Annotated in this window: 21 protein-coding genes and 1 tRNA gene; 5 read left to right on the forward strand and 17 right to left on the reverse strand. The window is 56.1% G+C overall.

The window, feature by feature from the left end; translation table 11 throughout:
* From AC27FC_RS17470 to actS, 3 genes are all read right to left on the reverse strand, one after another.
* Positions 1-659 (reverse strand): POTRA domain-containing protein (locus AC27FC_RS17470; RefSeq protein ID WP_422717737.1); only part of this gene is annotated, 659 nt, incomplete at its 3' end.
* A 423-nt stretch (positions 660-1,082) separates the two neighbouring features.
* Positions 1,083-1,156: transfer RNA gene (locus AC27FC_RS17475), tRNA-Gly, on the reverse strand.
* A gap of 80 nt (positions 1,157-1,236) precedes the next feature.
* The gene (gene actS / locus AC27FC_RS17480; protein WP_039262983.1) at positions 1,237-1,980 is read right to left on the reverse strand and encodes an amidase activator ActS; all 744 of its coding nucleotides are present in this window, start codon (positions 1,978-1,980) and stop codon (positions 1,237-1,239) included.
* A gap of 163 nt (positions 1,981-2,143) precedes the next feature.
* Here actS and idi point away from each other — a divergent pair, with 163 nt between their 5' ends.
* The gene (gene idi / locus AC27FC_RS17485) at positions 2,144-2,686 is read left to right on the forward strand and encodes an isopentenyl-diphosphate Delta-isomerase (protein WP_094935378.1); all 543 of its coding nucleotides are present in this window, start codon (positions 2,144-2,146) and stop codon (positions 2,684-2,686) included.
* Between the two features lie 38 nt (positions 2,687-2,724).
* Here idi and lysS read toward each other — a convergent pair whose 3' ends face one another.
* From lysS to xerD, 5 genes are all read right to left on the reverse strand, one after another.
* Positions 2,725-4,242 carry a lysine--tRNA ligase gene (gene lysS / locus AC27FC_RS17490; RefSeq protein WP_023309094.1) on the reverse strand — a complete coding sequence of 506 codons (1,518 nt, stop codon included), beginning with the start codon at positions 4,240-4,242 and terminating at the stop codon, positions 2,725-2,727.
* Positions 4,243-4,251: 9 nt separating this feature from the next.
* Positions 4,252-5,350 (reverse strand): peptide chain release factor 2 gene (prfB, locus tag AC27FC_RS17495; protein ID WP_096151315.1). Its coding sequence is split into 2 segments (ribosomal slippage): positions 4,252-5,274 and positions 5,276-5,350, totalling 1,098 coding nucleotides; the frame shifts between segments, so codons are not numbered across the junction.
* Between the two features lie 90 nt (positions 5,351-5,440).
* Positions 5,441-7,174, reverse strand: a complete 1,734-nt coding sequence (gene recJ / locus AC27FC_RS17500; RefSeq protein ID WP_487160250.1) for a single-stranded-DNA-specific exonuclease RecJ — start codon at positions 7,172-7,174, stop codon at positions 5,441-5,443.
* Positions 7,175-7,179: 5 nt separating this feature from the next.
* A complete protein-coding gene (gene dsbC, locus AC27FC_RS17505; protein WP_023309097.1) occupies positions 7,180-7,893 on the reverse strand; it encodes a bifunctional protein-disulfide isomerase/oxidoreductase DsbC in 714 nt (237 codons plus the stop codon).
* Between the two features lie 28 nt (positions 7,894-7,921).
* A complete protein-coding gene (gene xerD / locus AC27FC_RS17510) occupies positions 7,922-8,818 on the reverse strand; it encodes a site-specific tyrosine recombinase XerD (protein ID WP_023309098.1) in 897 nt (298 codons plus the stop codon).
* 101 nt (positions 8,819-8,919) lie between these two features.
* Here xerD and fldB point away from each other — a divergent pair, with 101 nt between their 5' ends.
* Positions 8,920-9,441, forward strand: coding sequence for a flavodoxin FldB (gene fldB, locus AC27FC_RS17515; RefSeq protein ID WP_064673272.1), 522 nt, complete (start codon positions 8,920-8,922; stop codon positions 9,439-9,441).
* Between the two features lie 6 nt (positions 9,442-9,447).
* Here fldB and AC27FC_RS17520 read toward each other — a convergent pair whose 3' ends face one another.
* Entirely contained in the window at positions 9,448-9,858 is a 411-nt protein-coding gene (locus AC27FC_RS17520; protein ID WP_021242050.1) for a protein YgfX, read from the reverse strand.
* Positions 9,839-10,105, reverse strand: coding sequence for an FAD assembly factor SdhE (sdhE, locus tag AC27FC_RS17525; protein ID WP_010435322.1), 267 nt, complete (start codon positions 10,103-10,105; stop codon positions 9,839-9,841). The genes AC27FC_RS17520 and sdhE overlap by 20 nt, the downstream gene beginning before the upstream one ends.
* A 294-nt stretch (positions 10,106-10,399) precedes the next feature.
* Here sdhE and ygfZ point away from each other — a divergent pair, with 294 nt between their 5' ends.
* Positions 10,400-11,380 carry a tRNA-modifying protein YgfZ gene (ygfZ, locus tag AC27FC_RS17530; protein WP_029739202.1) on the forward strand — a complete coding sequence of 327 codons (981 nt, stop codon included), beginning with the start codon at positions 10,400-10,402 and terminating at the stop codon, positions 11,378-11,380.
* Positions 11,381-11,454: 74 nt separating this feature from the next.
* Here ygfZ and trhA read toward each other — a convergent pair whose 3' ends face one another.
* Both trhA and yqfB read right to left on the reverse strand, forming a co-directional pair.
* Positions 11,455-12,114 carry a PAQR family membrane homeostasis protein TrhA gene (gene trhA / locus AC27FC_RS17535; protein WP_033146591.1) on the reverse strand — a complete coding sequence of 220 codons (660 nt, stop codon included), beginning with the start codon at positions 12,112-12,114 and terminating at the stop codon, positions 11,455-11,457.
* Between the two features lie 165 nt (positions 12,115-12,279).
* Complete coding sequence (yqfB, locus tag AC27FC_RS17540) at positions 12,280-12,591, reverse strand: N(4)-acetylcytidine aminohydrolase (RefSeq protein ID WP_047060448.1); 312 nt, start codon at positions 12,589-12,591, stop codon at positions 12,280-12,282.
* 51 nt (positions 12,592-12,642) lie between these two features.
* Here yqfB and AC27FC_RS17545 point away from each other — a divergent pair, with 51 nt between their 5' ends.
* Positions 12,643-13,374 carry a MurR/RpiR family transcriptional regulator gene (locus AC27FC_RS17545; RefSeq protein ID WP_029739204.1) on the forward strand — a complete coding sequence of 244 codons (732 nt, stop codon included), beginning with the start codon at positions 12,643-12,645 and terminating at the stop codon, positions 13,372-13,374.
* Between the two features lie 116 nt (positions 13,375-13,490).
* The gene (gene bglA / locus AC27FC_RS17550; protein WP_033146593.1) at positions 13,491-14,924 is read left to right on the forward strand and encodes a 6-phospho-beta-glucosidase BglA; all 1,434 of its coding nucleotides are present in this window, start codon (positions 13,491-13,493) and stop codon (positions 14,922-14,924) included.
* Between the two features lie 72 nt (positions 14,925-14,996).
* On the opposite strand, the gene AC27FC_RS17555 is transcribed toward bglA, so the two are convergent.
* The 5 genes from AC27FC_RS17555 to ubiI all read right to left on the reverse strand — a co-directional run bounded on the left by AC27FC_RS17555 (position 14,997) and on the right by ubiI (position 21,916).
* The gene (locus AC27FC_RS17555; RefSeq protein WP_032660097.1) at positions 14,997-15,740 is read right to left on the reverse strand and encodes an SDR family oxidoreductase; all 744 of its coding nucleotides are present in this window, start codon (positions 15,738-15,740) and stop codon (positions 14,997-14,999) included.
* 70 nt (positions 15,741-15,810) lie between these two features.
* Entirely contained in the window at positions 15,811-18,684 is a 2,874-nt protein-coding gene (gcvP, locus tag AC27FC_RS17560; RefSeq protein ID WP_033146594.1) for an aminomethyl-transferring glycine dehydrogenase, read from the reverse strand.
* A gap of 124 nt (positions 18,685-18,808) precedes the next feature.
* On the reverse strand, positions 18,809-19,198 hold the full coding sequence (gcvH, locus tag AC27FC_RS17565; protein ID WP_008499718.1) for a glycine cleavage system protein GcvH: 390 nt from the start codon (positions 19,196-19,198) through the stop codon (positions 18,809-18,811).
* A 23-nt stretch (positions 19,199-19,221) separates the two neighbouring features.
* Positions 19,222-20,316, reverse strand: a complete 1,095-nt coding sequence (gene gcvT, locus AC27FC_RS17570) for a glycine cleavage system aminomethyltransferase GcvT (RefSeq protein ID WP_029739208.1) — start codon at positions 20,314-20,316, stop codon at positions 19,222-19,224.
* A 397-nt stretch (positions 20,317-20,713) separates the two neighbouring features.
* Positions 20,714-21,916: an FAD-dependent 2-octaprenylphenol hydroxylase gene (ubiI, locus tag AC27FC_RS17575; RefSeq protein ID WP_143346514.1), complete on the reverse strand. Its 1,203-nt coding sequence runs from the start codon at positions 21,914-21,916 to the stop codon at positions 20,714-20,716.

Here is a 21,916-nt window from a genome sequence, read left to right on the forward strand (position 1 = left end):
CTTAACGGAAATTCCGGCTTGCCCGTGAGATTAACGATGGAATATCCGGCCTGCGTTCCCGGCAGAATTTCAATCTGCACCGGCTCGGCGCGCAAACGGTTAATTTGCTCCATCCCCTGTTCGATGTCGCGTAAATTAAGGATGCCACCCACCCGTCCCGGAAACGCCATTTTCAGCATGCGCGGCGTTTCACCTTCCAGACGGATCGCTTCCAGCCGCCCTTCCAGCACCACAATATTCAGCTGACCGCCGGAGAGATCCTGCTCGGTAAGAAAGGCGCGGCTGGTGATATATCCCCGGCTGATATACCAGTCAGAAATACGGGCGAGAAGCTCCGTTATTTTCGCCATATCCAGACACCGGCCCTGCCACGGCGCAACCAGGGTCTGCCGCGTTTTCGGGGAAATGAGGGTCGTGCCGGAAAGGGTAATGGTATCAATGGTGAAGCAGGGCCCGGTGCCGGCTGCAGGCAGAGTTCTGGCAGGCGCCGGGCGAGGAATACTCCGCTCCAGCTCTTCACGCTGTTGCTGGTTCTTTAATAACAGTTCCTCCTGCTGCTGACGCACGGTGTCCCGGTCAGCAGGAGTAAGGGGGGCTGCATGGCTCAGAGAGCAAAAAAATAACGAGCAAAAAAAGACGGCTTTGCTGTAATAGCGCATATAAAAGGATAATATTTTTTGGTTTTCTTAATTATGCCAGCTCCGACGCAATAGAGAATAGTCTCAAAAAGAGGGCTACTATAATTAGTAGTAATATTTGCGTTAAGTCTAAAAAAATAAAAATCCGTGATAAAGAAGAGTGTAGTTTCTGAAAGCTTTATTATTCGATCATGGTTCCTTCTTTCACAAAATATTAACTAACCTTCCCAATAATGAGATGTAAACGTCAGCGAGTAGTGCTGATTAAATTACCCGTTACACTCATCGTGCTGCAAACTCTGATGGAGTCTGATATTTCAGTGCTGAATATCGGGGCTCGCGCGATAACGTCTTTGAAGTTATCAATCAACAGCATGACGATATCTGTATGGGAAAGCGTGGACAGGATAAAAACAGGCAAAGGAAGATAACATCAGGAAAAGCTGGAGCGGGCGAAGGGAATCGAACCCTCGTATAGAGCTTGGGAAGCTCTCGTTCTACCATTGAACTACGCCCGCTTTGAGGTGCGTATGGCATTATAGACCTTACGCACCTTCATACAAGCCTCTTAACAACTAACCGGCGATAAAATAATCACTTAGCACTTCGGTTTGCTGCCGGGCGCAGGCAGATAACGCTGCGGGTCGATGGCAGTCGCCTTATAGCGAATCTGGAAGTGCAGCTTCACCGCGTCCGTGCCGGTGCTGCCCATGGTGGCAATCTTCTGCCCGGCTTTGACGTTCTGCCCGTTGTTGACCAGCATCGTGTCGTTGTGCGCATAGGCCGTGATGTAGTCTTCGCCATGCTTAATCATGATCAGGTTACCGTAGCCGCGCAGCTGGTTACCCACGTACACCACCTTCCCTGCCCCGGAGGCATAAACCGGCGTACCGCGCGCAGCGGCGATATCAATACCCTTGTTGCCACCTTCAGAAAGTGAGTAAGGGGCGACCACTTTACCGCTGGCAGGCCAAATCCAGCAGCGCTGTCCAACCGGCGGCCATGATGATTGCGGCACCTGATAGGACGGCGTCACTTTGGCGGTTTTGCCTTTCGAAGAGGATTTTTTGCCCGAGGACGAGCCGCCGCTAACCTTCAACTGCTGCCCCACCTCGATGGTGTAGGGCGGAGAGAGGTTATTCAGCCGCGCCAGATCCTTCACGCTGGTCCCCGTTGCGCGCGAAATCCGGTACAGCGTATCCCCGCGCTTAACGGTATAGACCGAACCGGAATAGCTGCCCATATCCGAAGATTTGCTCCCTGAACAGCCCGCCAGCAATAGCGTCAGCGTCAGGCAAAAAATGGCGGTGATGGGATTTCTCGTCAGGCTTCCTGCAAACAAAACAGATCCTCGGTCAGCGTGAATGGCGCACTATGATAACAGCCAAAACGAATATGGGTCATGCCCTTTTCCGCTCTACGCGCCAAACCGTTCGTATAAGAATGCAGTATAATGTCCCGGCTGATGGTGCTGAACCACTCGGCATTTTGGCACTGGAGCATCAATGAGTATTCAAGAACACGTTATTTTGGTAAACGACCAGGGAATGGTGATTGGCACTCAGGAAAAATATGCCGCGCACACCTTACATACCCCGCTGCATCTGGCTTTCTCTTCCTGGCTTTTTAACGCAAACGGCGAATGTCTGATCACCCGGCGCGCCTTAACCAAAAAAGCCTGGCCCGGCGTCTGGACCAACTCCGTCTGCGGCCACCCGCAGTCCGGCGAAGAGACGATACAGGCGATAATCCGCCGCTGCCGCTTTGAAGTGGGCGCTGAGCTGACCGATATCACCGCCGTCGCCCCTGAATTTCGCTATAGGGAAACCGACCCGTCGGGGATTGTGGAAAACGAAATTTGCCCGGTATTCGCGGCCCGCATCACCAATGACGTGACGATAAACGAAGATGAAGTGATGGACTATCAGTGGGTGGAGCTGGGCGCGTTATTCCGCGCGCTGGACGCGACGCCCTGGGCCTTTAGCCCGTGGATGGTCATGGAAGCGACAACCGCCCGCGAAAAACTCAAAGCCTTCGCGGCGCAATAAAAAAGCCCCTTTCGGGGCTTTTTTTACATCTTAACGCCTTATTTCACCGGGCGCATCGCCGGGAACAGGATCACGTCGCGGATGGTGTGGCTGTTGGTGAACAGCATGACCATACGGTCGATACCAATCCCAAGGCCCGCCGTTGGTGGCAGACCGTGCTCCAGTGCGGTCACGTAGTCTTCGTCGAAGAACATCGCTTCGTCGTCGCCTGCCGCTTTCGCGTCAACCTGATCCTGGAAGCGCTGAGCCTGGTCTTCCGCATCGTTCAGCTCGCTAAAGCCGTTGCCGATTTCACGGCCGCCGATGAAGAATTCGAAGCGATCGGTGATTTCCGGGTTCTCGTCATTACGACGCGCCAGCGGAGAGACTTCAGCCGGGTATTCGGTGATGAAGGTCGGCTGAATCAGGTGCGCTTCGGCCACTTCTTCGAAGATCTCGGTCACGATACGGCCCAGACCCCAGCTCTTCTCAACCTTGATACCGATGCTTTCCGCGATCGCTTTCGCAGAATCGAAGTTATCCAGGTCCGCCATATTGGTTTCCGGACGGTATTTCTTGATCGCTTCGCGCATGGTCAGTTTTTCGAACGGCTTGCCGAAGTCGAAGACTTCTTCACCGTAAGGAACCTGCGTGGTGCCCAGAATGTCCTGCGCCAGGGTGCGGAACAGGGATTCGGTCAGCTCGATCAGATCTTTGTAATCCGCATACGCCATATAGAGTTCCATCATGGTGAACTCTGGGTTATGACGAACGGAGATACCTTCGTTACGGAAGTTACGGTTGATTTCGAACACGCGGTCGAAACCACCGACCACCAGACGCTTCAGGTACAGTTCCGGCGCGATACGCAGGTACATGTCCAGGTCCAGGGCGTTGTGATGGGTGATGAACGGACGCGCAGACGCGCCGCCAGGGATCACCTGCATCATTGGGGTTTCCACTTCCATAAAGTCGCGGTTGACCATGAACTGGCGGATACCGGCCATGATCTGAGAGCGAATTTTGAAGGTCTTACGGGATTCATCGTTAGAGATGAGATCCAGGTAGCGCTGACGATAGCGCGCTTCCTGATCCTGCAGGCCGTGGAATTTGTCCGGCAGCGGGCGCAGGGCTTTGGTCAGCAGACGCAGCTCGGTGCAGTGGATAGACAGTTCACCGGTTTTGGTTTTGAACAGTTTACCTTTCGCGCCCAGGATATCGCCCAGGTCCCACTTCTTGAACTGCTCGTTGTAGATGCCTTCCGGCAGGTCGTCACGGGAAACGTACAGCTGAATACGGCCACCAACGTCCTGCAAGGTCACGAAGGAGGCTTTACCCATGATACGACGGGTCATCATGCGGCCTGCAACGGCCACTTCAACGTTCAGCGCTTCCAGCTCTTCGTTCTCTTTAGCGTCGAAGTCAGCGTGCAGTTGGTCTGAGGTATGGTCACGACGAAAATCGTTCGGGAACGGCACGCCCTGCTCGCGCAGCGCTGCCAGCTTCTCGCGGCGGGTTTTCAGTTCGTTGTTAAGATCGACTACCGCGTCAGCGCCCTGTGCTTGTTGTTCAGACATGTTGGTTCCTCATAACCCTGCTTTCAAACTTGCTTCGATAAATTGGTCCAGGCTGCCGTCCAGCACCGCCTGCGTGTTGCGGGTTTCAACCCCGGTACGCAGGTCTTTGATGCGGGAGTCATCAAGGACGTAAGAACGGATCTGGCTGCCCCAACCGATGTCGGACTTGTTGTCTTCCATCGCCTGTTTCTCAGCATTTTTCTTCTGCATCTCCAGCTCATAAAGCTTCGCTTTCATCTGCTTCATGGCCTGGTCTTTGTTCTTATGCTGGGAACGGTCGTTCTGGCACTGTGTTACCAGCCCGGTAGGAATGTGGGTAATACGCACCGCCGATTCCGTACGGTTAACGTGCTGACCACCCGCGCCGGATGCGCGATAAACGTCGATACGCAGGTCCGCCGGGTTAATTTCGATATCAATATCTTCATCAACTTCCGGGTAAACAAACGCGGAGCTGAAGGAGGTATGACGGCGGCCACCGGAGTCGAACGGGCTCTTACGCACCAGGCGGTGAACGCCGGTTTCGGTACGCAGCCAGCCGTAGGCGTAATCGCCAATGATCTTGATGGTGACGGATTTCAGACCCGCAACTTCACCTTCAGACTCTTCGATAATTTCGGTTTTGAAGCCGCGCGCTTCTGCCCAACGCAGGTACATACGCGTCAGCATGCTGGCCCAGTCCTGCGCTTCGGTGCCGCCAGAACCCGCCTGAATATCGAGATAGCAGTCAGCGCTGTCGTATTCGCCGGAGAACATACGGCGGAACTCAAGCTGCGCCAGCTTCTCTTCCAGCACGTCGAGTTCTGCCACGGCTTCGTTAAAGGTTTCTTCGTCGTCGGCTTCGACGGCCAGCTCCAGCAAACCGGAAACATCTTCCAGCCCCTGAGCCATTTGATCCAGCGTATCTACGATAGCTTCGAGAGAGGAACGCTCTTTACCCAGCGCCTGTGCGCGTTCAGGTTCGTTCCACACGTCCGGCTGTTCCAGCTCGGCGTTTACTTCTTCAAGACGCTCTTTCTTGGCATCGTAGTCAAAGATACCCCCTAAGAACGTCAGAGCGCTCCGTGAGGTCCTGAATACGGTTTTTTACCGGATTAATTTCAAACATGGTCTGTTTTCTTTTATGGACTTGTCAAAATGCGGTGATAAGAGCGGGATTGTACCGAATCCACGCCCTTTTTTATAGAGATTACTGCCGCTAAATTGGCCAGATATTGTCGATGATGATCTGCAGGGTGCGGTTACCGCGAAACTCGTTGATGTCCAGTTTGTACGCCAGCTCAACCTCGCGCACGCCGTTGTCCGGCCATACCGCCGTGTCAACGTTGAAGGCGATGCCGTCCAGCAGCGGACCACCGCCCACGGGCTCGACCATCACTTTCAGATGACGTTCGCCGACAATACGCTGCTGCAGCAGGCGGAAACGCCCGTCGAACAGCGGTTCCGGGAACATCTGCCCCCACGGACCGGCATCGCGGAGCATTTGCGCCACGTCCATCGTCATCTCAAGCGGTGAAAGCTCGCCATCGGACACCACTTCCCCCTGCAACAGGGCCGGATCAATCCAGTCGGTGACCAGTTCACCAAACAGCCGCTGAAACTCGTCGAACTTCGCCTCTTCCAGCGACAGGCCCGCCGCCATCGCATGGCCGCCAAACTTGATCATCAGACCCGGATACAGCGTATCGAGACGCTCCAGCGCATCGCGCATGTGCAAACCCTGAATCGAACGGCCTGAGCCTTTCAGCGTGCCGTCGCCTGCGGGGGCGAACGCGATCACCGGGCGGTGGAAACGCTCTTTAATGCGCGACGCCAGAATGCCGACCACGCCCTGGTGCCACTCAGGATGGTACATCGCCAGGCCGCCCGGCAGCGTATCGCCGCTGCGTTCAAGCTTTTCGCATAGGGTCAGCGCTTCGGCCTGCATCCCCTGCTCAATCTCTTTGCGTGTCTGGTTCAGCGCGTCCAGCTCGTTGGCCAGCACGCGCGCTTCACCGATGTTGTCGCACAGCAGCAGCGCCACGCCGACGGACATATCGTCCAGCCTTCCGGCTGCGTTCAGACGCGGCCCGAGGGCAAAACCCAAATCGCTGGCCGCCAGCTTGAGCGGATCGCGGTTGGCAATCTCCAGCAGCGCCTTGATCCCCGGACGGCACTTGCCTGCCCGGATACGGCTTAGGCCCTGCCAGGTCAAAATGCGGTTATTGGTATCGAGCGGTACCACGTCCGCGACGGTGCCCAGCGCCACCAGATCGAGATATTCGGCCAGGTTCGGTACGGCAATACCGCGAGAGTCGAACCAGCCCTTATCGCGCAGCAGGGTCCGTAACGCCAGCATCAGATAAAACGCTACGCCCACGCCTGCGAGGGATTTCGACGGGAAATCGCAGTCGCGCAGGTTGGGGTTAATAATCGCTTCCGCATCGGGCAGCGTTTCGCCCGGCAGGTGGTGATCGGTGACCAGCACCGGGATCCCCAACGCGTGAGCATGATCGACGCCCGCATGGGAGGAGATCCCGTTATCGACGGTCATGATCATCTGTGCACCACGGGCGTGGGCCTGATCGACCACTTCCGGGCTGAGGCCATAGCCGTCTTCAAAACGGTTCGGTACCAGATACGTGACGTTATCGCAGCCCAGCGCGCGCAGGCTGAGCACGCTCAGCGCGGTGCTGGTTGCGCCGTCGGCGTCGAAATCGCCCACCACCACAATCCGCGTTCCCTCTCGAAGCGCGTTGTAGAGTATTTCGGTGGCTTTTTCGATACCGCTCAGCTGCTGCCAGGGCAGCATCCCTTTCACGCTGCGTTCAAGATCCTCAGCGCGACGCACGCCGCGGCTGGCGTAGAGACGCTTAAGCAGCGCCGGGAGATCGTCCGGTAAATCAACGGGTTCAACCGCCTCGCGGCGGCGCAATTTTATCGGGGCTTTCACGCGGATTATTTACCACCAAACTGTTTCTGGTGCGCGTCGAGGAACTCTTTCATCTCTTTTGGTCCCTGATAGCCCGGAACAACATAGCCGTTGCTCAGGACAATCGCTGGCGTACCGCTCACGCCAAACTGCACGCCGAGCGCATAGTGGTTAGCGATATCAATGTCGCAGGAGGCCGGCTTAACGCCTTTGCCGTTCATCGCGTCGTCGAACGCTTTGTTGCGGTCTTTCGCACACCAGATAGCCTTCATGTCCTGCTCTGGCTGGCTCTGCACGCCCGCGCGCGGGAAGGCCAGGTAACGCACAGTAATGCCCAGCGCGTTATAGTCTTTCATCTCTTCATGCAGCTTGTGGCAGTAGCCGCAGGTGATGTCGGTGAAGACGGTAATGACGTGTTTTTCCTGCGCCGCTTTATAGACGATCATCTCTTTTTCGAGCGCGTTCAGGTTTTTCATCAGCAGCTGGTTGGTGACGTTTACCGGCTGCGCGCCGCTCACGTCGTACATTGGCCCCTGAATAATGTGTTTGCCGTCTTCGGTGACGTACAGCACGCCGCTGTTGGTGAGTACCGTTTTCATGCCGGCAACCGGTGCAGGCTGAATATCGCTACCGGTGACGCCAAGCTTAGCCAGTGACTGTTTGATGGCGGCGTCGTCCGCATGGGCGAAACCGGTAAATGAAGCTGCCAGCAGGGTGAACAGCGCGAAAGTCTTTTTCATATGTGATCCTGTTACAATTCGTCGGCACTCACGCACGAGGGTGGTGCTGTTGGTGTAGCTGCCGCAGGCGTTCCGTCGCGACATGGGTGTAAATTTGCGTCGTGGAAAGATCGCTGTGGCCCAGCAGCATCTGCACCACGCGTAAATCAGCGCCGTGGTTTAACAGATGCGTCGCGAAGGCGTGACGCAATACGTGCGGCGAAAGCTTTTCACTATCGATACCCGCCAGTGTGGCGTAATGCTTGATGCGATGCCAGAACGTTTGCCGCGTCATCTGCTGGGCGCGCTGGCTCGGAAACAGGACGTCGATAGACGTACCATTGAGCAGCCACGGACGACCATGCTCCAGGTAAGTTTCCAGCCAGTAAACCGCCTCTTCACCCAGCGGAACCAGCCTTTCCTTGTTGCCTTTACCAATGACGCGCACCACGCCCTGACGCAGGCTGATGTCGCTCATCGTCAGGCCAACCAGTTCCGAAACGCGCAAGCCGGTAGCATACAATAGCTCAAGCATGGCTTTATCGCGTAACTCCAGCGGCAGGTCAACAGCCGGTGACTGTAATAATCTCTCAACTTGTGCTTCGCTGAGATCTTTCGGCAGCCGCTGCGGGAGCTTAGGAGATGCCAGCAGCGCGCTGGGATCGTCTTCGCGGATCTTCTCACGGTAGAGGTGCTGGAACAGCCGACGCATGGCGCTAAGCAAACGCGCGGAACTGGTGGCTTTGTAGCCCCCTGCGATACGTTCCCCAAGCAGCGCCTGCAGGTCGTCACGCTGCGCGCTCGCAAGGGATAACCCCCGGTGCGCAAGCCACTCCACCAGCATGGTGAGATCGCGACGGTAGGCGCTGAGGGTATTCTCGGCAAGATTTTTCTCCAGCCACAGCGCGTCGAGAAACTGTTCGATCAGTGCGAGATCCTTTTCCACATCAGCCCCTTTGATTTTGCAGTCAGGCCATTATGCCTGATTGCGACCGGTTTCTGGTACACTACGCGCAAAGTCAAAGCAAGTATTGAGATAGTTACGCGATGAATATTGGTCTGTTCTATGGTTCCAGCACCTGCTACACCGAAATGGCGGCAGAGAAAATTCGCGACATCATTGGCCCGGAACTGGTGACGTTGCATAACCTGAAAGATGACGCGGTCGCGCTGATGGAACAGTACGATGTACTGATTCTTGGCATCCCAACCTGGGATTTTGGTGAGATACAGGAAGACTGGGAAGCCATCTGGGATCAACTCGATTCACTCAATCTCGACGGCAAAATCATTGCCATGTACGGCATGGGGGATCAGCTGGGCTACGGGGAATGGTTCCTGGACGCGCTCGGCATGCTGCATGACAAGTTGGCGCCGAAAGGAGTGTCGTTTATCGGCTACTGGCCAACCGAAGGTTACGAGTTCACCAGTAAAAAACCGATTATTGCCGACGGCGAACTGTTTGTTGGACTCGCGCTGGATGAAACCAACCAGTACGATCTCAGCGATGAGCGCCTGCAAAGCTGGTGCGAGCAGATTCTGGGCGAAATGGCTGAAAAGTTTAGCTAACGCGCATTACCCCTGCGTCGTCTGTTGCAACAGCATCCGGCGCAGGTCTCGCCACTCGGCAGCATCCATACTGTCAGCCGCCAGCCACAGATGCTGGCAACGCCCGCCGTCCACCTTGCGTAACCGTAACATCATGCCGCAGTTGAGCATCCAGGGCATACCGAGAATATCCCACTCTTTACCCTGCCAGCGCAGGCGGGAATCCATCAGTAATTTAATCTCTCCCTGACGGGCATTAATGCGACGCTGGCTGCGTACGCTGTCAAAAACGACAAACGACAGTAACAGCAGCCACAGCGGCGTATAGCTCAGCGGCCACGGCATCAGTAAAACAAAGGCCGCGACCAGGCCGTGGAGCAATAAAGACATCCACTGCGAGCGCCACGAGACGCGAAGATCAGATTGCCACAGGACCACGTTCCCGATTCCGTGTTTGAATTAATTGCACCATCCGTTGCAACTCGGTGTCGGCGGGTTTGCCGTGGTTCATCAGCCAGTTGAATAAATCCGGATCGTCAGACTCAAGCAGGCGAACAAACAGACGCTTATCATCATCGCTTAAGCTGTCATACTCATATTCGAAGAAAGGCATGATGGAAATATCAAGTTCACGCATGCCGCGACGGCACGCCCAGTGAATACGGGCCTTGTTGTTAATATCCATGTTCAGTTTCCTGCATTACGTTTGGCACAGTCGGGACCCCGTTCAGTGTTCTTTATTTCTCTACGGGGACACCAGCTAGTGTAACGTGTTTTTGACCGTTTCATTACTGGAATATTGCGATCGCCGAGCAGGCTTCCAGAATAATCCCTACAAAGACAGCGGATTACATTATTTTGCGTAGCGCTACGCATAACTGGTTTAGGGCACAAATGGTCTGTTGAAAGCGCTTGCATTGCCTGCAGGCTCTTTTACCATTAGGCATTATCAAAGCGTTAAGCAATTCAGGATATCGTTATGGCATTTACACCATTTTCTCCTCGCCAGCCCGCCGCCTCTGCGCGTCTGCCGCTGACGCTTATTTCTCTTGATGACTGGGCGCTGGCAACGCTCACCGGTGCCGACGCCGAAAAATATCTGCAGGGCCAGGTGACCGCCGACGTCAGCCAGATGACCGAACACCAGCACCTGCTGGCAGCGCATTGCGATCCAAAAGGCAAAATGTGGAGCAACCTGCGACTCTTCCGCCGTCAGGACGGCTTTGCCTTTATTGAGCGCCGCAGCCTGCAAGAGGCCCAGCTCAAAGAGCTGAAGAAGTACGCGGTCTTCTCCAAAGTCACTATCGCCCCGGACGACGAACATGTCCTGCTGGGAGTGGCCGGTTTTCAGGCGCGTGCGGCGCTGAAAAATCTCTTCAGCGAACTGCCGGATGCAGAAAAGCAGGTGGTCAGCGAAGGCGCGACCTCCATCCTGTGGTTTGAACACCCTGCGGAGCGTTTCCTGTTAGTCACGGATGCGGCAACGGCCGAACGCGTGACAGAAGCGCTGCGCGGCGAAGCGCAGCTCAACAACAGTCAGCAGTGGCTGGCGCTGAATATCGAAGCGGGTCTGCCGGTGATTGACGCCGCAAACAGCGCGCAGTTCATTCCTCAGGCAACGAACCTGCAGGCGCTGGGGGGTATCAGCTTTAAAAAGGGCTGTTATACCGGCCAGGAGATGGTGGCGCGTGCAAAATTCCGCGGAGCTAACAAACGAGCGCTGTGGACGCTGGCGGGCCATGCCAGCCGTGTACCTGAAGCGGGTGAAGACTTAGAGCTGAAGATGGGTGATAACTGGCGCCGCACCGGCACCGTGTTAGCCGCCGTACAGCTCGATGATGGACGTCTTTTGGTACAGGCCGTCATGAACAACGACATGGAAGCCGACAGCGTGTTCCGCGTGCGTGACGATGCGAACACGCTGAGCATCGAGCCGTTGCCATATTCGTTAGAAGAGTAATCGTATCCAGGTGCCCTCCCTCTCCCTGTGGGAGAGGGCCGGGGTGAGGGCAACCGCCCGCACGATGGAAAAAACTACACCTGCCCCACGTACAAATAGATCGCCAAAAAGTGGCATACGCTGCCGCCCAGCACAAAGCCGTGCCAGATGGCATGGTTGTACGGGATGCGCTTGCAGACGTAGAAAATCACGCCGAGCGAGTACACCACGCCTCCTAAGGCCAGAAGCGTCACGCCCCCTACCGACAGTTTGATTGCCAGTTGATACACCACAATCAGCGACAGCCAGCCCATTGTCAGATAGGTGACCAGTGACAGCACCTTAAACCGGTGCGCGATGGTCAGCTTAAACAGGATCCCCAGCAGTGCCAGGCTCCAGATAACAATCATCAGGCCACGCGACAGCGGTGAGTTGAGCCCCACCAGCAAAAACGGTGTGTAAGTGCCTGCAATCAGAAGATAGATAGCGCAGTGGTCAAATTTCTTGAGCCACATCTTGGCCCGCTGATGCGGGATCGCGTGATACAGCGTCGACGCCAGGAACAGCAGGATCATACTCCCGCCATACAGGCTGTAGCTGGTAATGGCCATCGCGCTGGCATTGGCGTCCACCGCCTGCACCAGCAATAACACTAAACCGACAATCCCAAACACCAGGCCAATGCCGTGGCTGATGCTGTTGGCTACTTCCTCAGCCAGCGAATATCCCTGTGCGATTAATGGTCTGCTCACCATACAAAACTCCGGGAAAACAAAAGATGATTATTCATCGCATAACTATGCTAACTGAGAATGATTCCAGTGAACACCTGTTAGCTAAAATAAAGTTAAACATAACATTTCTAAATTACAATCAGACAGTTACACTTTAATTTCAGCGAACGTGCGTTTCGATTTCAATTATAAACATTTAAAATCAATTACATAAAACTGGTTCTGCCTGGGGTAGATCTCTGCGATCACGCTTTTCAATTCATCCAGGGTCATGTTCTCCTGTTCAGCATGTTTTTGCGTCAATGTGTCGAACGTAACGGTTGACGTTCCTGTTACTTCAATGGTGCAAAAATAACCATCATCCTCATAACGCCCCACCCGCAGGATATCGCCGGTTTTGAAATGGGATTCACTTTTATCCCGGATAGTGATGGTTTTACGTCCGGCCAGGATGTCGTCCTGAAAGCGCTGAAAAAAAGTGATGTCGTTTGGCTGCATGTTATTATTCCCTGAAGAAAAGTCTGATGAGTGAGTGTAGCCATTGTGAGCATGTTCTCCCATTCCGCCATTGCCAGTCTCAATAACCTGGAGATGATGGTCTACAACTATGTCATAAAAAATCGTGACAAAGTGATGTACATGACCATCCGCGAGCTGGCGGATGCGGCAGACGTCTCAACCACGACCATCCTGCGCTTTTGCCGCAAGCTTAACTGCGAAGGGTATTCTGAATTTCGGGTGCGCTTTAAGCTTTATCTTGAACAGAACGAGCCCCAGCAGGCAAATTTCGGTGCCAGCGAAATTATCAGCTTTTTTAAAAGCGTGAATAATGAAGAGTTCGATGCGCTATTAGATAATGCGGTTGATATTATTTTATCGTCAGAGCGAATTATATTTGTCGGTGCCGGAACATCGGGTTCGCTGGCAAAATATGGCGCACGCTTCTTTTCTAATATCGGGAAATTCAGTAACCATATTGATGACCCTTATTTCCCGGTCACCAATGATATGGCGAAAAATGCGCTGGCGATTGTGCTTTCCGTCTCTGGCGAGACCGAGGAGATCCTGCGCTTCGCCAGCCAGTTCAGCCTGCATCACTGCAAGGTGCTCTCGATAACCAGCCACGAGCACTCGCGTCTCGCAAAACTGGCGGACTTTAATCTCTCCTGGCATGTTCCTCAGACGCGTATTGCAGGCGTCTACGACATCACCACGCAAATTCCCGTCATTTATATTCTGGAGTCTCTCGGACGTAAACTGGCGAAGAAACTTACAGAATAAAACACCCTGTTTTTTTGATGTAACAAATCACATTTACTGTGAATTGTTATATCGTGACATTCAATTTCGCTTTGCTAGACTCGATGCCAATAAGCCATTTATTGAGAAGAGCAGCGATGAAAAAATTAACCTTACCAAAAGATTTTTTATGGGGCGGCGCGGTTGCCGCTCACCAGGTTGAAGGCGGCTGGAACAAAGGCGGCAAAGGGCCAAGCATTTGTGACGTATTGACCGGCGGTGCGCACGGCGTCCCGCGCGAAATCACCCAGGAAGTAGTGCCGGGTAAATACTACCCAAACCACGAGGCCATCGACTTCCACGGCCACTATAAAGAAGACATCAAGCTGTTTGCCGAGATGGGTTTCAAGTGCTTCCGCACCTCTATCGCCTGGACGCGCATCTTCCCGAAAGGTGACGAAACGCAGCCAAACGAAGAGGGGCTGAAGTTCTACGACGACATGTTCGACGAGCTGCTGAAATACAACATCGAACCGGTGATCACCCTCTCCCACTTCGAAATGCCGCTGCACCTGGTACAGGAGTACGGTAGCTGGACCAACCGTAAAGTGGTCGATTTCTTCGTGCGCTTCGCGGAAGTGGTTTTTGAGCGCTACAAAAACAAGGTCAAATACTGGATGACCTTCAACGAAATCAATAACCAGCGTAACTGGCGCGCGCCGCTGTTCGGTTACTGCTGCTCGGGCGTGGTCTATACCGAACATGACAATCCGGAAGAGACCATGTACCAGGTCCTGCACCACCAGTTTGTGGCCAGCGCCCTGGCGGTGAAAGCCGCGCGCCGCATCAACCCTGAGATGAAAGTTGGCTGCATGCTGGCGATGGTGGCGCTCTATCCGTTCTCCTGCAAACCGGAAGACGTGATGTTCGCCCAGGAATCCATGCGCGAGCGCTATGTCTTTACCGACGTCCAGCTGCGTGGTTACTACCCGTCCTACGTGCTGAACGAGTGGGAGCGCCGCGGCTTCTCCATCAAAATGGAGGCAGGCGATGAGCAGATCCTGCGTGAAGGTACCTGCGACTACTTAGGTTTCAGCTACTACATGACCAACGCGGTGAAAGCGGAAGGCGGGACCGGCGATGCGATTTCCGGCTTCGAAGGCAGCGTGCCGAATCCGCACGTGAAGGCGTCAGACTGGGGCTGGCAGATCGATCCGGTAGGCCTGCGCTATTCCCTGTGCGAACTGTACGAACGTTATCAGAAGCCGCTGTTTATCGTGGAAAACGGGTTCGGCGCCTACGATAAGGTGGAAGAGGACGGCAGCATCAACGACGACTATCGCATCGACTACCTGCGTGCCCACGTGGAAGAGATGATCAAAGCCGTGACGCACGACGGCGTGGATCTGATGGGCTATACGCCATGGGGCTGCATCGACTGCGTGTCGTTCACCACCGGCCAGTACAGCAAGCGCTACGGCTTTATCTACGTGAACAAGCACGACGACGGCACGGGCGACATGTCGCGTTCCCGCAAGAAGAGCTTTAACTGGTATAAGGAAGTGATTGCCAGCAACGGCGAGAAACTTTAACGCCGTAACGCCGGGCGGCGCTACGCTTGCACCGGCCTACGATTGATCCCCTCTCCCCTTTGGGAGAGGGGTTTACTTCCCGCCCGCCAACTCAATAAAACTGCCCGTTACGTACGACGCCTTCTCGCTCAGCAGCCAGACAATCGCCTGCGCCACCTCTTCCGGCTGGCCGCCGCGCTGCATCGGCAGCAAGGATTTCACGCGATCCACTCGCCCCGGCTCTCCGCCGGACGCATGAATATCGGTATAAATCAGACCCGGACGCACGCAGTTGACGCGAATGCCCTGCGCCGCCACTTCCAGCGATAGCCCGGTTGTCAGCGAATCGACCGCCCCCTTGGACGCGGCATAATCCACATATTCACCCGGCGCGCCCAGGCGCGACGCGGCGGAAGAGACGTTCACTATCGCCCCACCCTTGCCGCCATGCCTGAAGGACATGCGTTTTACCGCTTCCCGGCAGCAGAGAAAGTAGCCCGTGACGTTGGTCGCCAGGACGCGGTTAATGCGCTCAGCGGAGAGGTTCTCGATAGTGGATTGCTCAAACAGAATGCCCGCATTATTGACCAGCGCACGAAGCGGCTCGCCTTCACGATCGAGGCTGTCAAACATCGCCAGCACCTGGGCTTCATCACTTATATCCGCGCGGACGGCAAAGGCTTTACCGCCCGCTTCAACGATCTGGTTGATCACGTCCGTCGCGGCTTTAATGTTGTGGTGATAGTTCACCGCCACGGTGTAGCCTTCGCGCGCCAGCTGCAGCGCGGTGGCTTTCCCAATGCCCCGGCTGGCGCCGGTGACCAGTGCTATTGCCATTTTCTTCTCCCAATAAAAAAGCCGGGTGGCGGCTTCGCCTTACCCGGCCTTTATGACTACACCAATAATATTACTGGTATTCGCTCATCGGCACGCAGGAGCAGAACAGGTTACGGTCGCCGTACACGTCATCAAGACGCTTCACGGTCGGCCAGTATTTGTTTGCCACGCCTGCCGGAAAGACCGCCAGCTCGCGGGAATAGCCGTGGTTCCACTCTGCCACCATTTCGTGCTGGGTGTGCGGAGCGTTAACCAGCGGGTTATCTTCCAGCGTCCATTCGCCGTCCTGCACGCGGTCGATCTCCATGCGGATCGCCAGCATTGCGTCGATAAAGCGGTCCAGCTCGGCCTTGCTTTCAGACTCGGTCGGCTCAACCATCAGCGTACCCGCAACCGGGAACGACATGGTTGGCGCGTGGAAGCCGTAGTCGATCAGGCGCTTGGCGATATCCAGCTCGCTGATGCCCGTCGCTTCTTTCAGAGGACGAATATCCAGGATGCACTCGTGCGCCACGCGACCGTCGCGGCCGGTATAGAGCACCGGGAAGGCAGACTTCAGGCGAGTCGCAATATAGTTGGCGTTCAGGATCGCCACCTGGCTCGCCTGCTTCAGCCCTTCCGCGCCCATCATGCGGATGTACATCCAGCTGATTGGCAGGATAGAGGCGCTACCGAACGGTGCCGCAGAGACCGCGCCCTGACGGGTCAGCATGCCTTCAATCTGCACTACGCTGTGGCCCGGTACAAACGGTGCCAGGTGCGCTTTCACGCCGATTGGGCCCATGCCCGGGCCGCCACCGCCGTGCGGGATGCAGAAGGTTTTGTGCAGGTTCAGGTGCGACACGTCCGCGCCGATAAAGCCCGGAGAGGTAATGCCCACCTGAGCGTTCATGTTCGCGCCGTCGAGGTAAACCTGACCGCCGTACTGGTGCACCACTTCGCACACTTCACGGATGGTCTCTTCGTACACGCCGTGGGTAGACGGGTAGGTCACCATGATGCAGGAGAGCTTGTCGCCCGCCTGCTCGGCTTTCGCGCGCAGGTCGGCCAGATCGATGTTGCCGTTCTTATCGCACGCCACCACCACCACTTCCATGCCCGCCATTTGGGCAGAGGCCGGGTTGGTACCGTGGGCGGAGCTTGGGATCAGGCAGATATCGCGGTGACCTTCGTTGCGGCTTTCGTGATAGTGACGGATCGCCAGCAGACCCGCGTATTCGCCCTGCGCGCCGGAGTTCGGCTGCATGCAGAGCGCGTCATAACCGGTCAGTTTCACCAGCCAGTCGGAAAGCTGGTTGATCATCATATGATAACCTTCCGCCTGCTCTGGCGGGCAGAACGGGTGCAGTTCGGAGAATTCAGGCCAGGTGATCGGGATCATCTCCGCCGCGGCGTTCAGCTTCATGGTGCAGGAGCCCAGCGGGATCATCGCCTGGTTCAGCGCCAGATCCTTGCGCTCCAGAGAGTGCATATAGCGCATCATCTCGGTTTCGCTGTGGTAGCGGTTAAACACCGGATGCGTCAGGATCGCATCGTTACGCAGCATGCTTTCCTGAATGGAGCGGCTGTCGAGCGCGACCTCTTTGTCGAGCGCATCAATGTCCAGACCGTGCGCGTCACCCAGTAACACGCTGAACAGGTTAAGGATATCGTCGCGGGTGGTGCTTTCATCCAGAGTAATGCCGACGGCGTTGTGGATGTCGCTGCGCAGGTTGATCTCTGCTGCATTCGCGCGCGCCAGCACGGCCGCTTTGTCCGCCACTTCCACACACAGGGTGTCGAAGTAGTGAGCGTGGCGCAGCTTAAGGCCTTTCTGCTGCAGACCGCAGGCCAGAATATCGGCCAGGCGGTGAATTCGGCTGGCAATGCGTTTCAGGCCAGCCGGGCCGTGGAACACGGCGTACAGGCTGGCGATGTTTGCCAGCAGCACCTGGGAGGTACAGATGTTGGAGTTCGCTTTCTCGCGGCGGATGTGCTGCTCGCGGGTCTGCATCGCCATGCGCAGGGCGGTGTTACCGGCAGCGTCTTTTGAGACGCCGATAATACGGCCTGGCATGGAGCGTTTGAATTCATCTTTCGCGCCGAAGAACGCCGCGTGCGGGCCGCCGTAGCCCATCGGCACGCCGAAGCGTTGCGCTGAACCGAATACGATATCCGCGCCCTGTTTACCCGGCGCCGTCAGCAGCACCAGCGCCATAAAATCGGCGGCAACGCTGACAACCACTTTGCGGGTTTTCAGCTCGGCAATCAGCGCGCCGTAGTCGTGAACTTCGCCGGTGGTGCCCACCTGCTGCAGCAGCACGCCGAAGACGTCCTGGTGATCCAGCACTTTGTCAGCGTCGTCTACGATCACGTCAAACCCGAAGGTCTCTGCGCGGGTACGCACCACGTCCAGCGTCTGGGGATGCACGTCCGCCGCGACGAAGAAGCGGTTGGCATTTTTCAGCTTGCTCACGCGTTTGGCCATCGCCATTGCTTCGGCGGCAGCGGTCGCTTCATCCAGCAGCGAAGCGGAGGCGATGTCCATCCCGGTCAGATCCAGTGTCACCTGCTGGAAGTTCAGCAGCGCTTCCAGACGGCCCTGGGAGACTTCCGGCTGGTACGGGGTGTAAGCGGTGTACCAGCCCGGGTTTTCCAGCATGTTGCGCAGGATAACCGGCGGTAACTGCACGTTGGTGTAGCCCATGCCAATGTAAGACTTATAGCGCTTGTTTAGGCCTGCGATAGCCTTCAGCTCCGCCAGCGCGGCGAATTCCGTGGTGGCTTCCCCCACCTGAGGCGGCGTGGCAAGCTGGATGTCTTTTGGCACAATCTGGCCGATCAGTGCGTTTAATGAATCCGCGCCAACTGTCTTCAGCATCTCCTGCTGTTGCTGAGCATCCGGCCCAATGTGACGTTCAATGAAGGCGCCACGGTTTTCAAGCTGGCTTAAAGTCTGTGTCATGAGCGATGGTTCCTGAAACGTGCAGTGAATTTAAGTTCCCTCTCCCTCTGGGAGAGGGTTAGGGTGAGGGGAAGATGGGCACCCTCGCCCCTGCCCTCTCCCGAAAGGAGAGGGGGATAAACAATTACTCGTCTTCTAACAGTGCTTCGTACGCGGTCGCATCCAGCAGCGCGGCAACCTGAGATTCGTCGCTGGCTTTGATCTTGAAGATCCAGCCGCCTTCATAAGGCTCGCTGTTCACCAGCTCTGGCGAATCGCTCAGCGCGTCGTTGACGGCAACGATTTCACCGCTTACAGGAGCGTAGATATCAGAAGCCGCTTTTACGGACTCCGCCACGGCGCAGTCGTCGCCCGCGCTAACGGTCGTGCCCACGTCAGGCAGGTCAACAAACACCATGTCGCCCAGCAGCTCTTGCGCGTGCTCGGTGATCCCTACGGTGTAAGTGCCGTCCGCCTCTTTGCGCAGCCACTCGTGTTCTTTGCTGTATTTCAGTTCTGCTGGCACATTGCTCATTGAAGTTCTCCTGATAAAAATGATTAGGCGACCGGCTTACCGGCGCGAACAAAAATCGGTTTGGTCACGTTGACCGGCATTTCGCGGTTGCGGATTTGTACCACCGCCGTTTCGCCAATGCCCGCCGGCACGCGTGCCAGTGCAATACTGTAGCCCAGCGTCGGGGAGAAGGTACCGCTGGTGATCACGCCTTCGCGAGGATTGCCGTCGGCATCGGTAAAGCGCACCGGCAGTTCACCGCGCAGCACGCCCTTCTCGGTCATCACCAGACCCACCAGCTGTTCAGTGCCCTTCTCGCGCTGCATCTCCAGCGCTTCACGGCCAATAAAGTCACGGTCAGCCGGTTCCCATGCGATGGTCCAGCCCATGTTGGCGGCCAGCGGAGAGACACCTTCATCCATCTCCTGACCGTAGAGGTTCATCCCCGCTTCCAGACGCAGCGTATCGCGCGCGCCCAGACCCGCCGGCTTCACGCCCGCTTCCACCAGCGCGCGCCAGAAATCAGCGGCCTTCTCGTTCGGCATCGCAATTTCGTAGCCCGCTTCACCGGTGTAGCCGGTGGTGGCGATAAACAGATCGCCCGCCTGCACGCCGAAGAACGGCTTCATGCCTTCGGTTGCTTTGCGCTGCTCGTCGTTAAACAGAGATGCGGCTTTCGCCTGCGCGTTCGGCCCCTGTACGGCGATCAGCGACAGGTCGTCACGGACGGTGATGTCGATGGCATAAGGTTCGGCGTGTTGGGTGATCCAGGAGAGGTCTTTTTCGCGGGTGGCGGAGTTGACAACGAGGCGGAAGAAATCTTCAGTGAAGTAATAGACGATAAGGTCATCAATCACGCCGCCCGAGGCATTCAGCATGCCGGTATAGAGCGCTTTACCCGGCGTTTTCAGTTTGGCGACGTCGTTTGCCAGCAGATAACGCAAAAACTCCCGGGTGCGGCTACCGCGCAGATCGACAATCGTCATGTGGGACACGTCGAACATACCGGCATCGGTGCGCACCGCGTGGTGCTCATCAATCTGCGAGCCGTAGTGCAGCGGCATCATCCAGCCATGGAAGTCCACCATGCGGGCGCCGCATAACACGTGTTGTTCGTACAAAGGAGTCTGTTGAGCCATCTTGTCCTCGTTGAAAAATTCACCGTGAAACCCGGTGTCGGCCCCGTTACCTGGCGCCGACGCAAACGTTCTCTTTTACCCGAACTTACCACCGAAACCGGCGGTTAACCATAAGGTAAAACGGGTCATCACATTAGCTTATGACCAAAAAACGCTAAAAAGCCTACAGAGTTATTCACTGGAAAAATGCGATTAACCCCGCACAAAATTAACAATGATCTAACAGGATTTAGCACATGGTGATATTTCATGCGGAAAAACGGGCCGAATTTCCGTAACATAAAATCCCGTAGATTAGATTTTCTAATGCGAAAAATGACGTGAAATTAGAATATTTCAAACGAGGGAATTTCCCCGGCGCAGAGGCCGGGAAAATAAAGTGTGACGGGGATCGAGATTAGCGTAACCAGTCGGGAAGATCGTTAAGACCCATCGCCTGGCGAAGAAGTTGAGGTTTGACGCCAGGAAGCGTATCGGCCAGTTTAAGACCAATATCGCGCAGCAGTTTTTTCGCCGGATTTGCGCCGGCAAACAGCTCGCGGAAGCCCTGCATGCCCGCCAGCATCATCGCCGCACTGTGCTTGCGGCTGCGCTCGTAGCGACGCAGGTAAAGATGCTGACCGATATCTTTGCCTTCGCGATGCAGGCGACGCAGTTCCTCAACCAGCTCCGCCGCGTCCATAAAGCCAAGGTTGACGCCCTGCCCGGCCAGCGGATGAATGGTATGCGCCGCATCCCCCACCAGCGCCAGACGATGCGCCGCAAACTGACGCGCGTAGCGGCCGGTTAACGGGAACACCTGCCGCTCGCTTTCAAGGGTGCACAAGCCAAGGCGGTTATCAAACGCCATGCACAGCGCCTGGTTAAAGGCATCCGGCGTCGCCTCCTGCATCAGCTGGGCTTTTTCAGGCACCAGGGACCAGACAATCGAGCATAGGTGCGGATCGGCAAGCGGCAGGAACGCCAGAATGCCGTCGTTGTGGAAAATCTGCCGCGCCACGCCGCCGTGCGGCTCCTCGGTACGGATCGTCGCCACCAGAGCATGATGGCGGTAATCCCAGAAGGTCAGCGGGATATCGGCTTTATTCCGCAGCCAGGAGTTCGCACCGTCAGCACCGACCACCAGACGCGCGGTCAGCATGTCGCCGCTCTGTAAGGTGATAAACGCCTCGTTTTCACCCCACGCCACCTGCTGGATCTGCGCAGGCGCAATCAGCGTCACGTCGCTGCACTGCTGCGCTTTCTGCCACAGCGCGTGGTGGATCGCCGCGTTTTCGACGATATGACCCAGATGGCTGTAGCCCATGCTTTCATCATCAAAAGCAATATGACCAAAGCTGTCTTTATCCCACACTTCCATGCCGTGATAGCAGCTGGCGCGCTGCGCCACAATATCTGCCCAGACGCCAAGGTGCGTCAGCAATTTCTCGCTGGCGGCATTGATCGCCGAGACGCGGAGTTCCGGCGGGGCATCTGGCGCAACGGGCTGAGGCTGCTTTTGCTCCAGCACCGCCACGCGCAGGCCGCTGCCCTGTAAACCACAGGCCAGAGCCAGTCCGACCATACCGCCGCCAACAATGGCGACATCAACATTTTGCAC

The organism is Enterobacter sp. C3_dUdeg, assembly GCF_057536195.1.